Raw genomic sequence first — 15,436 nt, 5'->3', positions numbered from 1 at the left:
TTTGTTTGGCTATAGGTCCTCTCAGTAGTTGTCCAGACGGCTAGAGGGCCTTTTTTGTTTGCTTTAATAGCCTGTGCTCAATACTAATTCAAAATAGAGAAATAGCACAGGCCTTAATTACATATTCTTTGTTTTTAAATCATAGGCAAGCTGGTGTTAGCGGTTAGGTTAGCAACTAATTGACTGCGAGACTATGAAAAATATGAAGGGGATTAGCTAGGAATCATCTGAGATTTTGCCAATAAAAAAGGCGCGGAACTCAGCTTACTGCACTAGAGGTATTGGCCATACCTTACCACAAATAAGTGAGCCCACGCCAATGACGTGAGCATCATACTTATCATCTCGTGGTAATTTGAAAAGGCCAATTTTCTAGTACGAGATTCAAAGCGAATGCTTCAAATATTTTATATGAAGAATCGCAAAATTACATTAAAAATAATGTAATAAATAATACAAATATAACAAAATTATTTACACATGTGTAATTGTTATCGCATTTTTTTATCATTCTATTTGTTTTTATGAGGAAGCAAATAAAAATAGAAGAACTTACTAATTCAATTTCTATTGTCATTAAAAAGTTGTATAAGGAACGTGGTAATGCAATTTTGAGTGAAAACAATGAATATTATTCTGAGATTGGTAAAAACTTAGGTTTAGAAAGATATACATCAAGTGATCATAATGTTACATGTAGTAAACTTTTTGCAATTTGTGATTTTTTAGAAATTTCCTTATCTGATTTTTTCAAATTAGTTGAAGAAGAAAATGCCGAATTAAAGTTTAATAAAAATACTAAAGGGCAATTAGTTAAAAAATCTTACAATAAAGAATAAAAGAGCCAGATGTGTTTTTCATGGCTATGAATAATTTAAATTGTGAAACAAAAAAAGATGCTTGGGGCATCTTTTTTTATAATATTACAAAAGATTATTTAAAAATCAAGAATAAATTTTTGGCACAATTCTATTTATTCTTTTATTTTCTGCAATATAGTATTTGAAGAATATGTTCGATTATTTTACTAATTAACTATTAATTTGCCTACAATTAGATTAAAAATTTCAAAAATATTTAAAATGAATTATAATTTAAAAGAAATTTCACATTTTGACTTTTTCAAAATACTTGAAAAGTATGAGAATGAGATTGAGATATTATTAGAGTCTGAAAACACAATATTAACTAAATTTATTGCAGAATCTGATGATTTGATTGAAAAATCAGAGCTACATATTAGCAATCATATAATTCCAGATAATGATATAATATTAGAACTATTTGATAAACAATACAATTCAATTTTTGATCACGTTTATTCTATATATGGTATAGAAAAAGAACCAGAAATTAAGAAAGAAATAGAGAGGCTTAATAGATTTAAAAAAAGTTTAAAATTAACGATAGGATATTTGTCCATTATTGAAACTTTATTTGATAGTCAAAAATTATTAATAATAGAGACAATATCAGATAAAAATGATTTTGTACTGTCAAAGTTGAATAGTTTATTTGGAGATGAGATGTACTCAATAGAACGAATTCTCGAGTTTAATAATATTAAATATCGTGATAAAGAGTCCAGGGAAATTGCAGAAGATTTGCATAGTAGAGGATATGTCATATTAAAAGACAAATATGGCGATTCAGATAAAGTTAAAATTTCTGTTAAAGGTGCATCTTATATTGAAAGAAAAAATAAGCGTAGTAAAAATAATAAGACAAAAAGTGATCTGGATAAAAAGATTGATAACATTATTGAACATCTTATTAATTTAGGTCATGGACAAGAAATAATTTTTAATGAAATTGATGAATTAAGGGAATTACAATATAATCTTCCAAAAAAAACTTGGGCACAATTACTAAAAGGAAAACTTATAGATTTAGCTTTAAGTAAGGTCATAAGTACCGAAACTGCTTCATCCGTCTACGAATATTTGGTAAATAGTAATTTTCAACTTTTAAAATAATTATTTTTTATGGAATCAGATATTAATTATTCACTTATTTTTAAGTTTGCTGAAGCTAAGCGTTTACTAAAATCTGACAAAAAATTTATTCTTGATTCAATTTACTATTTTCCAGAATTTTTTAGTGTTGAAGCAAAATCCAAAGGGACATTAGAAAAAAGATTCAATCTTTCTGATATTCGAGTTTTAGCTTACATTAGTTCGTATTGGGAAAATATGCCCGACTATGAAAATATTATGTATGGACTAAATTGTAATGAGCATTATGAAGATAATATAGATGAATTTATAGATGGAATAACTCCTTTATTTCTTGAGCCTAATGATTTTAATATAGGAATAACGGGTGAAAGTATATTGATCAATTGTTGGCTGATTATTCTGATAAAATTTTGCTTGCAAAATCATACAAACGATCTGCTGATGAACTTGTTACAATAGCAATTGAAAGCAACGAAAGAGCAGTTTTTTTATGTCCTATTATTTTCTGTTACAGACATAGCATTGAATTATTTATTAAATCTACAATGATAGGAAAAGAAATAAAAATTCATAATTTAAAAAAACTTTATGATACTTTCGAAAAACTTATCTTAACTAGATTTAATCAGCAGATACCGCTTTGGTTTAAAAATACAATTTTAGCAATAAATGATTTTGACCCAGAAAGTATAACTTTTCGATATGGTTCAAATATTGAAACTGAAGAATATTTATTAGATTTATATTCACTAAAAATTAAAATTAATCTTATTGAAAAGGCATTTGTAAATATTCATCTGTCTTTGCATTAAATACCATTTATGAGCGTTCAATATTAAAAGGTACCCTAAGTAAGTCATCTTTTATATATTTAATTGTATTAGGTTTAATGGAGGAATTAAAAAAATAAGCTTTCCACTCGGAAACTCCATCATAAACGCATTGACGTAAATAATTTAATACTCCTCTACTATCACCTAATTCATTCCAAAATGGATGATTCTTGTTAACAATAATTATGACAGTATCTCTATCGCTCGTAGAATTATTGATAACATATGGATCATTGATAGACATTGTATCGTCAACATATAGTTTAATTGTTAGTTGGTTTAATGTAACAATTATTGGTTCAATATTCGACTTGCTTACTTCTTCCAGTTGCGTATTAGAAATTGAAATGATATCGTCGGAAGGTAATTCTAATGCGAATAGCGTATCTGCAATCTCTCCCGAGTTTAATTCCTTAGTAATTTCATCAATCGCAATATTTACTTCTTCTTCGGAAGGACCTCTCTCATCGACAGCCCTTTTACGAAATTGTACTGCCGTTTTCTTAAAATCACCAATTTCTTTGAATATTTGATCATCAAGATCCTCTTCTTCAGTTCCTTCCCACAAGATACTATCCTTTGTATGGCTAACTTCAAAATCATCTAAGTAAATTTCACCTACTAACCTTTGATTAACTAAATCATTGATTCCTCCTTCTTGCTCTCCAAAAATACTTTCGGGTTTATAACCATTCGGAGGACTTTGTATAACTCTTTCATGTTTAATTAATGAGAATCCTCCCTTGTTTCTACTTCCACTTGACAAGATACCGGCCCATCCATGTACACGTTTATTGTTTACCATAAAATCAAAAGGTCTTTTCAGCGGTTCCATTTCACTATTTTTTATAAAATCGTTGTCGACAAAATTAGACCATTCTAATTTTTCACCATTCCATACCAAATCCATCCTGTCATTGATCAAATCAAACCTATAGATTGATGATAAAAAGCTTTTTATTTTACTAATTGTCATTCCTTTAAAACGTCTGTGCAATCCATATATTTTTATCACAGTGTAATGATCTTTTGTATCTGCTTCTTCAGTTTCGATGTTTAATGATAAACTACCTTGCGCAATAGACTTTAAATTTAGCGTTAAACTACTTTTTGTATTTTCATTTAACTTTTTAGTATGAATTGTCCATTCGTCACCAAGCCAAAAAGATGCAGTTTTCATTCCAAGACCATATTTACTCCTGCCAGTGTTATTTTCGGGAGGTAATCCGATCTTAAATGCTCTCTTTAGATCATCTGTAGACATTCCAATTGAATTATCTATAATTTCAAAGTAATCCTCCTCAATGGTTTGGCCTCTAAAGTAATTAATATTCACTATGAGATTACTTTTCTCAGTTTCGTAAACTTTATCTAAAATAGCTTTATTATTTTCGTAAGCTTGAGTAGAGTTATCGACATATTCTGCTAAAGCATACCATATTTTATATGAAAGTCTTTTATATGAGCTAACTAAATCCGATGCAAATTCAATTTTTAATTCTTCCATAATTAATTTAGGTCTAAGAAATATTCATTTTTATCAGTTACGTACAATATATATTTTTTCTCCAGCTGCAAAAATGTTGACGATCCTTTAAATATTAAAGCAACGGTTCCATTTGTTTGACTTTTTTTTATCCATTTTGTTTGTTTACCTCTAAAGGTAACTTGAATTTCTTGATCGTCAGGTTCTGTTATAAAATGTGGAGTATAAACCTGTAGTATATTACTACCTCCTCTAAGAAAGTCGCAATGTGACTTGTCTCTGTATACAAATGGGGTATCGCCTTCAATTCGAAAAATTTCAAATCCATTCAAGCCCTTAAAAATTTGAAAAATACTCAAGAAAGCTTTATGTTTTTTTATTTCTTTCTGCCAATGTGGCTTATGTTCATTAACCACCACCATAACTTTTGGATGAATTAAACTGACCATGTTTTCTAAATGCTTTAGTTCAAGAACATTAGTTAAATCTTGTTTAAAAATATAATTTGCTATTTTATTTTTTTCATATATTCCATTTGTAAAAACCTTAACTTGTTTTTCAACATGGTCTTCCCAAGAATGTCTACCCATTTCAGCTTCAATGATATACCATTCTTTGTAATCTTTTCTTATAATAGCCAAATCGGGCTTTGAACTTTCTCCTAAAACGGTTTCAATCTTTAAGGCAAAGCTAATTCCAATAAAATCGGGATAAACAACACTTATTTTTTCCAGAAAAGTTGTTTCAAAATGTTTTTCGTAAAATGATACAGGGTCTATTTCATCATACCAATCAGGCTTTGAATCATCATCAATTCGCAATACTTTTGACTTCCCAATCATACATTTTACATTTATTTTTTTAAATTTAAAGTTTAATTATAATTTCCTATAAAGTATTTAGTAATTTCTTCAACAGATTCTAAATTCAATTTTTCAATTTGATTTTTGCTCTTAAACTTTTCGAAAGGATCTATGTTTGACAAAATAACTATTCTATCCGTTGTTGTCGCAATTCCTTTTTTATCTCCCCAAATTCTAGTAGTTTTATCAGAACTAGTTATGACGTCATTTATACACCAAACATTTTTAAAAAACTTGTTTTCATTAATCATTAAACAAAATTCTCTTGCTAAAGATATAACACTATTTTTTGATTTTGCAACATCTCCAATAACAAAAACAGCCACTCCATCTTCTTTTAAAAATTGTTTTAATTCTACTATTGCTAATTTAGAGAATTCAATCCATTCATCTAAATTTAAGTCGTCATCTAATTCTTTAGAAACTGCTATAGGGTCTTGATCCATAAACCAGGAGCGAATCCAATTTTGTTTGGCATAATTTACAATACCAAGATATGGAGGAGATGTAAGTACCAAACTTACAGAATTTTTATATTGTTGCAATTCTTGATATTTGGATAATGATTTTACATTTGCTTTTAAAATAAAACCTTTTCCACCTAAAGGTGTATGTTTTTTATAAATTCTATCTGTTTTTTCCTTTAATAGATTGAAAATATTTCTTTCAATTCTATTCAATTGTTTAGTCTGAACGTATCTGCGAACATATTCAGGAGACATGCTAAAAGTGTTTGGCATGTCAATAGAAGCATAAGCAGAGGTTGTGTCTTTTCTTTCACCTCCATGGAGTATACCAAGAGTAATCCCGATTAAATATTTATCAATCTGTTTCTCTGACTTAAGTAATTTTCTCCTTAAATAGCATAATTGTGCTAACGTTTTAGGATGAAAAATGAGGTGAATTTCATCTGATTGCGCTATCGCTTCAGGTTGGTATAATGCGTAATCATATTTTTCTTCGAGCTCATCAATTCTTGAATAAATATCTTCTTTGGTCAAATTACAGTTTTTAGCTTCACTTAACGCCAAAGCTATTGGATTTAAATCTGTCCCTAGAGAATTTCTATTTAAAATCCTTGATTCTAAGATGGTTGTTCCTCGACCAGAAAATGGATCATAAACAAGATCACCTTCATTAGAAAAATATTGTATAAAATAATTTGCGAGCGGGGGTGGAAATGCTCCTAAATATGAGCACATTGAATGCCATGAGTCAAAATCTCTTGCGTTAAGTTTGGACCACGGAGTTGGGATATTATCTGAAACCATTATTCTTCTACACTTTCTGTTATAATTACTTGAAAAAAATCATTAATCATGTCAACAATCGTTTCACAAGCATTTGCTAAATCAGCTTTTTTAATTAAATCAATATTTTCTTGTGACAATGCATGTCCTTCGTCATTTTTTAAACTATTTTCAATTTTATTCTGGCTTATCATGAAAGCACAAAATCCAATATGCTCCCTATATCTATTCTTTATGGACTCAACAGAGGCTGTGCTATATTGTTGAGCTCTTGTAATTAATTTTGTCAAATGCCTATTGGAATCGTTAATAAATATATCAACTGCGTCACTGCTTATATCTACATCAGCTACAGTATCAGAATTCCAATCAGAATCTTTATAATATGCATCATCTTCATTTATATTATGAATTTGGATATTTGGAACATTTTTATCTCCTGTTTTTTTTGAATTTACATCAGATTCAGAATCAACTGCAATCACATTAATAGAATCACTTAAAGTTTTTTGTCTCGGAGGTCTAAGTTCTAAAGTTATAGAACCTTTAGTTTGAGACTCATTCGTATCCCTAGCTTTAAAATATGCAATTCCATATCCGTCAATTACTCTGGCTGAACCAGTGAAACTACCAAAAGAATGAGGTTCAATAACAGCGAGGAAAGCATCTGGATTTGTAAAATAACTTGGATGTGCATCAGTTTTAAATTTAACACTAAATATTTTACCAACGTAAACTTCTTTGTCTTTCTCGGTCGTTATTTCTAGAAATGTTGGTGGATCGTTAAAAGGAATTGGCTGTTGTTTTTTATTTTTAACAGACTCTTTAGTTTCAGAAGCTTTTACTTCTATTCCACTGCCAGCAGCTTTGAAATAAACATTTATTCTATTAGCTAATTTTTTTCGAAGTTTATCTAAAGATTCTGTTACATCTTTCTTTAAATATCTATCTTTTCTTTCTTTGTCAAGAAATTTTAACTTATCATCTTCTTTTAATGTATCTATTGCTAACTTTTTTAATTCTTCCAAAATAGAAGTGTCCCGCAATGATTCTCTCGTACTACTAAATAAATGACGTTTTGATTCATTATCCAATCCATCACATTCAATTTGCACAACTAAATATTTTTCGATAAATGGCAATTTTAAATCAGATTTAATAATAGAGCTACTTAAGCTACCTTGTTTTTGTCCATTAAATGTAATAATAATGGGCTGCGAAGATAAACAGTAATTCTTGATTCTATCCATTGGTTTATCAGAGCCTTCCAATGTAAGAACCCAATAATAAATTGTAACTTTTCCATCTTTGAAGGTTAAATTAACTTCATTTTGGTACTGCGTAAGATTCTTTTCATCGCCTCCTCCACGAGTTAATCGCCTATTATTTCCAAAAATACTTCGGTTTTCAATTTTGCCTTGATTTAAGTCTTTTTTTCTTTCTCCACTTATAGTAATTGGAATGATTGGGTCAAAAAGATAATGATGAGCTAGGTACCATAAAGAGGATGTTGGACCGGTAATTTTAGCGGTGTATTTACCTAAGTCCATACCGATATGACGTATTAAAGTACCGTGTTTAAATATTTTATCATTTATTTTTAAATTAAAAGGCTGGCCATTACTTTTATCGACACAATACTCAAACCATTCTAATTTATCTGAATCTATATTACCAGGATTTATACGTACAATCGTCCAGCTTACTTCTTCAGTAAATTTTTTTTCTCCTTTTGCTGGTTTGGATGCAATTATTGTATAATTATTATATGATAAGGCAGTAGAACCACCTTGACCATAAGCACCCATTAAAAACAATTTAGATATTTTATTTTGTCCATGTAAACTTAGAATTGTTTTAGAAAAATCATCTGCTTTAATTCCAATGCCTTGGTCTCTAATCTCTACAGTCGGGTAATTTTCTCTTTCTGAATCCCTAAGTGTTACTTTAATTTTTTTTGCTAGTTCTTGAATCTTTTTATCTAGCGCATTATCTATGTTTCTTAACTTCCCTTCCTTTAGATTAAACCAATTTTCTGCTGCAATTCTAGGGCTTGTAAAATTATTTGGTTGTCCTTGATTTTGCCATTCAAGTTCCATAACCGCATCTATTGCATTAGTCATTCTTTCGGCTAATCCCGCTGCAGGATCAGTACCAATATTAATAGTTGCTATATTATCTTTGTATCCACCTACTGGGTTCCATTGAACATTAAAATTGTCAATTAAATTTTCAAGTAAGTCTGTAACTTCTTTAGCTGTATTTGCAAGTAATAATTCCTCAAATATTTTCTCCATGTCCATTGTTAATTATTTAAAAGAAATGAAACATATTGTGTTTAACATATTATTTCAATAAAAAATTTCACCAAATATACATTATTGCTTTTTAAGTTATGTATATAAAAATAGATTCTCATAAAAAAATAAATGTAAAAAATTGCAGTCTATTGTCCTGCTATATTATGCAAAAATGAGCAACTAAAATTAGGAATTATCACCTCCTCTGCAATTGATTTTTATAATTAAATGACATTCTGATCCTTACAATTTTAAACTCTTATAATCTATTTTAAAATCATAACAAACTTATTATTCATAAATTTATATATGTCCAGATTATTTAGGTCTTAAAATTTCTTGGGTTACTTTTTAGAAAATGTAAATGTGCTCATTGGTTTTGAGAATTTCAATGAAAATGTTCATATAGTGTTTCTCTATTTTCCTACATATACGAAGAGTTTCCATAAATATGAGATACAATCCTTATTTTTTTGTACTCCAATTATAGTATTCAATTCCTGAATCCCACACTGTACTGTTTGTTACTGATTCTATAAAATTATAGGTTTGATTCATAATTAAATCTAGGATAAAATACAGTGGTATGAAATAATAGGGTTAGTTGTACTATCGATTGTTGGTTTGAGGCTCAGAGGGAAATTTTATGATCGTATGAGATACATACATCTTAATGATAGCTGGAGAACGAGGAGAAAACAGTGGGATAGAGTGATGAACCTCTTTTTTTGTTTTAGAATAAATTGATGCTTTGTAAGAAAAAAACAATATATTTGAAACAAACGAAAGCGAAACAAAACTTCACCAATGCAACCAGGAATGGGAATATATGAGAAGTTTTATTTCGCCTATATACTAGTTAGCCATAATTATAAAAAAAAAATGAGAAACCATCTATTATTAATAGGTATAGACAGATATCCAAAATTTATAGGAGAAGGTAGTTTGCTTACTACTTGTGTTAAAGATGTACAAGATTTAAAATTTGTATTACTAGAAAAATTTTTTTTTGAAAATGATTTTATAACAGAATTAATAAATGAAAATGCAACTAATCTTAATATTCAAAATGAATTAGAAAATTACTCGCAAATTTTAGATGAAAATGATAGTCTAATAATATATTTTTCAGGTCATGGAGGTTTTAAGAAAAGTGCTAATAGAGGTTTTTGGATACCTTCCGATGGACATCAAGATAATCACACAAACTGGTTGGGAAATGAAACTATTCTGGACTTAGTTTCAAAAATTAATTCTAAACATTTAGTAATATTATCCGATTGTTGTTTTGCAACAACTCTACTTTTGACGAATCCAGCTAAATATAAATCAATTAACTTAGACGAGTATAGTTCCAGATGGGCATTGACTTCTGGAAGAGAAGTTACATACTGTGGAAGTAAAGGAGAGAATAGTTATTTTGGTGAAAGTATAATTGAATTTCTATCAAATGCCAAAGAGGATATTAGGCTTGGTTCAATTATAGAATTCGTCAAATTGAGATTTGACTTAAATATTTTACAAAAACCTCAAGGATATCCTCTTATAGACAAAAATCATAAAGGAGGGGAATATATTTTAAAAATAAAAGACCCAAAAGAATTAAATAACAATCAATTTAGAGGTTATAAACTTTTTAAAAAGATTATATCTAATTATACTACATCTAATTCAATTGAAGAGATTGAGATTTACGAAAGTAAAAAAAGCAAGATAGGTTTTCATTTAATTCGTGAGGAAGATAAAGTGAAAAAAAATGTTACATTCTATTTATATTTATATGAAGGTATTATTCAAACTAAAACATTAGAATTTCTTAAACAAAAACATCCAATAATTTTTAAGAATAATACAATTATTTTCATTCCTAAAGAAAAATCGCAGATAAACTTTGATAAACGAATAAACAATATTCAGTCATTATTTAAACCTTTAAATATCTACTATGTAGATGAATTCATTGAAGGTTTGATTGAGAAATATCTTGATAATGATGAAGAAAAGTATTTAAACATAAAAAACTTTATTGAGCCAAATTATAAAAGTGATAATTTAAATATAAAAAAGTGGTTTGATGAGCCTGATAGTCCTATTCTTGTTGTAAAAGGTACTGCAGGAATTGGAAAAACAACTTTTGCAAAATATATTTCTGACGAGTATAGTAAAACAAATAGAAGAAACGTTTTGTTTATAGATTCTTTTGAGATTCAAGAACAATTAAATAAGCAACAAAGGACAGGTGAAAAATTAGACTTATACAACTTATATATTGCATCAAATTCATCAAGAGAGAGTTCCATCGATAAGGATTTGTTTTCATTAAGTATGGATGCTGGCAACTTGCTTTTGATTGTTGATGGACTTGAAGAAATTGTATCACGTTCTGTTTATTTAGATATAGACCATTTCTTTAATTCTATCATAAGTTCTAATTCTGGTTTGGGAAACACAAAAATTGTCATTACTTCAAGAACATTTTTTTGGGACAATACTAATATTATAGATAAATCAATTAAGTCAATTGAATTACAACCTTTTGACGTTGATAGAAGAAATAAATTTTTTAAGAAAAGCTTTAAAACAGATGAAAGGAAGGAAAAAAAAGCAATTACTATTTCAGAGGATTTTAATATTCCTAATGAAAATAATATAGCATTTTATCACCCTTTTGTATTAGATATAATAAAAGAAATAGTTGAAAGTGATCAAGAAGTCTTATTTTCTGATAATACAGTTGAATCAAATTGGCTAAATCAAACCAACAAGATTGATTATATAATTTATAGAATTTGTGAACGAGAAGAAAAAAGAGTAAAGCAAATAAAAGTTGATTCCCAAATTGTCATTTTTAATCATCTTGCAATTTACAATAAAGGTTTTATTAGAGAAGATGAGCTTAAAACATTTGTAATTAACTCTTTAAAATTGAAAGATATAGACGATAATACAATTAAATCACTTCAAACACATCCATTTTTATTATTCACAAAAGAAAATAAAATATTTTCTTTCAAATACGATTTTTTCGAAAATTATTTCACTAGTCTTTTTTTAAGGAAAATGTTAGAGATTGATGATGAAAATCCTATAGATTTTGATTTAATTAACCTCATTGGACAAAAATTAACACACGGATCCGATACAATAAGTTATATAGTAAAGAATACAGAAAGTTGGACAGAAGATAACATTCTTAAATTACGTGATTTAATTGAACAAATAATTGATTTTAAAATAGAAAATTATAAAATTAAAAGAAAAGCTATATCGGGCTTATTTAACTTAGCTATATCTATAAATATTCAGTTTAATTCAAATAGCAGAGAACATAATACCAAATTACTTATTGATTTATTTTCATCTGGGAATAATGTATTAAACAATGTTAAACTAATGTTTATAAACAGTTTAGAGTCTAAATTGCGTTTTAATTTCTCTGGGATAACATTTCATAATTGTGACTTCATACATTATAACCTATTTTGGGAATGCAATATTGATAAAAACACTTTCTTTTACAACTGTAATTTTGAAGGATTAGGCCAAAATATAAAAACTACATCAATTCCAAAAGTCAACTTTATTAATTGCAACAATGAAGATAACAGTTTAGATTTGGCTTATGAAATAAACAATGAATTACAAGAAAATACTTTAAAAAAATCAAAAATATTGCTTGAGAGTTTTATACGCATTTTTTATTCAAATGGAAAATTTAAACGCCTAACAGATTGGATAGTTTTAGAACCAAATCAATTTGGGAAAATAAATTCATTTGGCGTAAATGGTAAAGATTTAGTTAATCTTTTGAAAGAAGAATTGATTATAATTAATGAAAAAGACAATAAATTTAAGGATGTGAAAACTTTTGTAAATCCAATTTATAAAGAAGAATTATTAAAATTCATTACAGAAGGTAAACAAACAAAGAAAATAATTTCAACAATAGAATTACTTTCAATACTAATGAAAAAATAACTATGGCTAAGCCGTTACAAGAGATTTGGGCATTTGGCTGAATTTAAAGATGGTTTTATACTTGGAAAATTTGTGCATAATGGAAAAAACTCGCATCTTTAATCCCAAACCTCTTGTAGCGACAGGACGTTGGCAGTAATTATCCCGCAAAATCGAAAAAATGGAAAATTTATTCACAAAAGAGGAATTAACTATTATTGAAAATGAAGCGGAATCTAATTGGGAATATTATTATGATGCAACTGTTATAAATGGAAATGCTACACAAATTTCAATTAAAACAATTTCAAAAAATAATAAGCTAATATTTGTTGAAGGAAATTTAGATACAGGTTTTAAACATCTAAATGAAAGACATAGTTTTTTATCTTTCAAAAACTATTGGATTCCTAACGAAATAGAGAATTTAAAACTTGACAATCCAAGCAAGTTTAATCCGAGAATGATGCCAATAATTGATTATGTAAAAATTGCTGACACCATTTTTTGTGAAGAAAACAAAAACATAACAAAGAATAACAAACCTGATGTTTTTGATAAATACACAGGATATTATAATTATAATCAATCAGAAAAATATCATTTAATAACATATAAAAACACAAAAATAGTTCACACACTTTTTCCTGATAAAAAACTTCATAACAGCAAGCGAAAGTGTAAGTTTGGTAAAGGAATTAGTAAAATATCAACAAAATTACCAGAAGGTTACAACGACTTGTTCGTTCCTTATGAAAATAATAAAGGAAAAACTGCCTACTCTATTTTGTTCAGAAAATACTATTTAGAAAAAGTCGAAAGAATATTTATTCAAAAACACGATAATAATGAAAACCCGATTGAACAATATCTTTTAGCTTATCGGAATTTTGAAAATTATAAAAAATTTGAAAGAGAAGATATGAACTTTATGCAAATTGGAGATTTAACAGATTTTGAAAAAATAATAAATGAAATAGACGAAAACTCAAAAAAATAACTACTGCCAACATAGGAGCCGTTACAAGAGATTTGGGCATTTGGCTGAATCTAAAGATGGTTTTGTATTTGGAAAATTTACTTCGTCCGTTCGCTATCGCTCGGGTGTGCATAATGGAAAAAACTCGCATCTTTAATCCCAAACCTCTTGTAGCACCAAGACGTTGGTGGCAATTTTGCGAGACATCTCACCTACATTAATTAACAAAAAATAAAAAAATGAAATTAGCCATTACAATCGGACTTCTTTTAATTGGGCATCTTACATTTGGACAAGACAGAATTCAAAAAATTGACAGTTTACTCAATTCTCTTTATTCAAAAGAGAAAATCAATGGAAATTTTCTAATTGCAGAAAAAGGGAAAGTTATTTATAGCCATAGTTTTGGACTTGCAAACGAAACAACAAAAGATAAATTGAACGAAAATTCGATTTTTGAATTGGCATCTTGTTCAAAGCAGTTCACAGCTATGGGGATAATGATACTTAAAGAAAAAGGGAAGTTGAATTTGGACGATGACATCCAAAAATACTTACCCGAACTTTCTTTTTATAAAGGTATAACTGTAAGAAACTTATTAAATCATACTGGAGGTCTTCCAGACTATATGCAGCTTATGGATAGTTTATTTGACAAATCTAAAATTGCCACTAACAAAGACATAATTAATATATTTAGTAATCATCAACCAAAAATATTATTTGAGACAAATACTAAATGGGAATATAGCAACACGGGCTATGCACTATTGGCATCAATAATTGAGAAAGTATCGGGTTTGACATACGCTGACTATCTAAAAAAAGCTATTTTCAAACCGTTGAAAATGAAAAATACCTTTGTGTACACTCGTAGATTATCGCCAAAGAAAATTGACAATTATGCTTTTGGATATGTTTACTCAGATAGTTTGAAAAAATATGTTTTACCAGACGAATTGAAAGAAACTAAAATGGTTATTTGGCTTGATGGTATTGTTGGAGACGGAACAGTTAATTCAACTGTAAAGGATTTATTGATTTGGGATAGAGTATTATACACCAATAAATTACTCACAAAAGAGGGAATGAAAGCAGTTTTTGAAGTAGCAACTTTGAAAGACGGAGCTAAAAGGAATTATGGTTTTGGTTGGGGAATTGAAGAAAATGCTGATTTTGGGAAAATTGCAAACCATAATGGGGGTTGGCCAGGTTATGTAACTTTTATCGATAGACATATTACGAATGATAAAACAATAATAATACTTCAAAATCACAACAACGTGTCAATTCCTTCTAAAGCAATTAGAAATATTCTATATAATAAACCATTGCCTGTGCAAAAAATCAGAAAAGAAATTATTATTACAACTGAAGAACTTCAAAAGTTTGTTGGGAATTATCAGGTTGAAAAAGATTTTGAAATCAAAATTTCATTAGATAAAGACCAACTATTTTCACAATTGACAGGACAAAATACGTTTCCGATATTTGTAGAAAGTGAAATGTTATTTTTCTATAAAGTAGTAGATGCACAAATTCAGTTTGAAAAGAACGAAAAAGGAGAAATTTCAAATTTGTTTTTATTACAGAATGGAAAGAAGATAGAAGCAAAACGGACGAAATAAAAACTGCCACCAGCCGTTACAAGAGATTTGGGCATTAGGCTTAATTTAAAAATGGTTTTGTACTTGGAAAATTTACTTCGTAAGTTCGCTATCGCTCGGGTGTGCATAATGGAAAAAACTCGCATCTTTAATCCTAAACCTCTTGTAGCGCCAGGACGGGTGCATCATTTAAAAAAACGGAA

The 15,436-nt window shown here is 28.4% G+C and carries 11 protein-coding genes; 7 read left to right on the top strand and 4 right to left on the bottom strand.

Annotated elements, in window-relative coordinates; genetic code table 11:
- Positions 1–524 precede the first annotated feature (524 nt).
- The 4 genes from CLU82_RS15810 (at position 525) to CLU82_RS15795 (ending at position 2,770) form a co-directional block, all read left to right on the top strand.
- Positions 525–839 carry a hypothetical protein gene (locus CLU82_RS15810; RefSeq protein ID WP_100843996.1) on the top strand — a complete coding sequence of 105 codons (315 nt, stop codon included), beginning with the start codon at positions 525–527 and terminating at the stop codon, positions 837–839.
- Between the two features lie 243 nt (positions 840–1,082).
- Complete coding sequence (locus CLU82_RS15805; protein WP_100843995.1) at positions 1,083–1,976, top strand: hypothetical protein; 894 nt, start codon at positions 1,083–1,085, stop codon at positions 1,974–1,976.
- Between the two features lie 9 nt (positions 1,977–1,985).
- Positions 1,986–2,417 carry a hypothetical protein gene (locus CLU82_RS15800; protein WP_100843994.1) on the top strand — a complete coding sequence of 144 codons (432 nt, stop codon included), beginning with the start codon at positions 1,986–1,988 and terminating at the stop codon, positions 2,415–2,417.
- Positions 2,418–2,503: 86 nt separating this feature from the next.
- The gene (locus CLU82_RS15795; protein WP_100843993.1) at positions 2,504–2,770 is read left to right on the top strand and encodes a hypothetical protein; all 267 of its coding nucleotides are present in this window, start codon (positions 2,504–2,506) and stop codon (positions 2,768–2,770) included.
- Between the two features lie 7 nt (positions 2,771–2,777).
- Here the strand turns inward: CLU82_RS15795 and CLU82_RS15790 are convergent, their stop codons facing one another.
- Genes CLU82_RS15790 through CLU82_RS15775 form a run of 4 tightly spaced genes read right to left on the bottom strand, consistent with a single transcriptional unit; the run spans position 2,778 to position 8,687 of the window.
- Positions 2,778–4,298, bottom strand: coding sequence for an ATP-binding protein (locus CLU82_RS15790; protein WP_100843992.1), 1,521 nt, complete (start codon positions 4,296–4,298; stop codon positions 2,778–2,780).
- Between the two features lie 2 nt (positions 4,299–4,300).
- Positions 4,301–5,119: a hypothetical protein gene (locus tag CLU82_RS15785; protein ID WP_100843991.1), complete on the bottom strand. Its 819-nt coding sequence runs from the start codon at positions 5,117–5,119 to the stop codon at positions 4,301–4,303.
- A gap of 32 nt (positions 5,120–5,151) precedes the next feature.
- Positions 5,152–6,411, bottom strand: a complete 1,260-nt coding sequence (locus CLU82_RS15780) for a DNA methyltransferase (RefSeq protein WP_100843990.1) — start codon at positions 6,409–6,411, stop codon at positions 5,152–5,154.
- Positions 6,411–8,687 (bottom strand): ATP-binding protein, encoded by a 2,277-nt coding sequence (locus CLU82_RS15775; protein WP_100845054.1) that lies wholly within the window; start codon positions 8,685–8,687, stop codon positions 6,411–6,413. The genes CLU82_RS15780 and CLU82_RS15775 overlap by 1 nt, the downstream gene beginning before the upstream one ends.
- A gap of 810 nt (positions 8,688–9,497) precedes the next feature.
- Between CLU82_RS15775 and CLU82_RS15770 the strand changes: the two genes are divergently transcribed.
- The 3 genes from CLU82_RS15770 (at position 9,498) to CLU82_RS15760 (ending at position 15,254) form a co-directional block, all read left to right on the top strand.
- Positions 9,498–12,668: an NACHT domain-containing protein gene (locus CLU82_RS15770; protein WP_100843989.1), complete on the top strand. Its 3,171-nt coding sequence runs from the start codon at positions 9,498–9,500 to the stop codon at positions 12,666–12,668.
- Between the two features lie 160 nt (positions 12,669–12,828).
- Complete coding sequence (locus tag CLU82_RS15765) at positions 12,829–13,647, top strand: hypothetical protein (RefSeq protein WP_100843988.1); 819 nt, start codon at positions 12,829–12,831, stop codon at positions 13,645–13,647.
- A 218-nt stretch (positions 13,648–13,865) separates the two neighbouring features.
- Positions 13,866–15,254 (top strand): serine hydrolase, encoded by a 1,389-nt coding sequence (locus tag CLU82_RS15760; RefSeq protein ID WP_100843987.1) that lies wholly within the window; start codon positions 13,866–13,868, stop codon positions 15,252–15,254.
- Positions 15,255–15,436 lie beyond the last annotated feature (182 nt).

This window comes from Flavobacterium sp. 5, from assembly GCF_002813295.1.
Classification (GTDB): Bacteria; Bacteroidota; Bacteroidia; order Flavobacteriales; family Flavobacteriaceae; genus Flavobacterium.
The sequence above is the reverse complement of the archived record's forward strand: the minus strand, read 5'-3'. Positions and strand labels throughout refer to the sequence as shown.

Bases quoted from the DNA above. Each gene is read 5' to 3' on its own strand.
- CLU82_RS15810 (WP_100843996.1), top strand. From the start codon at position 525: ATGAGGAAGCAAATAAAAATAGAAGAACTTACTAATTCAATTTCTATT.
- CLU82_RS15805 (WP_100843995.1), top strand. From the start codon at position 1,083: ATGAATTATAATTTAAAAGAAATTTCACATTTTGACTTTTTCAAAATA.
- CLU82_RS15800 (WP_100843994.1), top strand. From the start codon at position 1,986: ATGGAATCAGATATTAATTATTCACTTATTTTTAAGTTTGCTGAAGCT.
- CLU82_RS15795 (WP_100843993.1), top strand. From the start codon at position 2,504: ATGATAGGAAAAGAAATAAAAATTCATAATTTAAAAAAACTTTATGAT.
- CLU82_RS15790 (WP_100843992.1), bottom strand. From the start codon at position 4,298: ATGGAAGAATTAAAAATTGAATTTGCATCGGATTTAGTTAGCTCATAT.
- CLU82_RS15785 (WP_100843991.1), bottom strand. From the start codon at position 5,119: ATGATTGGGAAGTCAAAAGTATTGCGAATTGATGATGATTCAAAGCCT.
- CLU82_RS15780 (WP_100843990.1), bottom strand. From the start codon at position 6,411: ATGGTTTCAGATAATATCCCAACTCCGTGGTCCAAACTTAACGCAAGA.
- CLU82_RS15775 (WP_100845054.1), bottom strand. From the start codon at position 8,687: ATGGAGAAAATATTTGAGGAATTATTACTTGCAAATACAGCTAAAGAA.
- CLU82_RS15770 (WP_100843989.1), top strand. From the start codon at position 9,498: ATGCAACCAGGAATGGGAATATATGAGAAGTTTTATTTCGCCTATATA.
- CLU82_RS15765 (WP_100843988.1), top strand. From the start codon at position 12,829: ATGGAAAATTTATTCACAAAAGAGGAATTAACTATTATTGAAAATGAA.
- CLU82_RS15760 (WP_100843987.1), top strand. From the start codon at position 13,866: ATGAAATTAGCCATTACAATCGGACTTCTTTTAATTGGGCATCTTACA.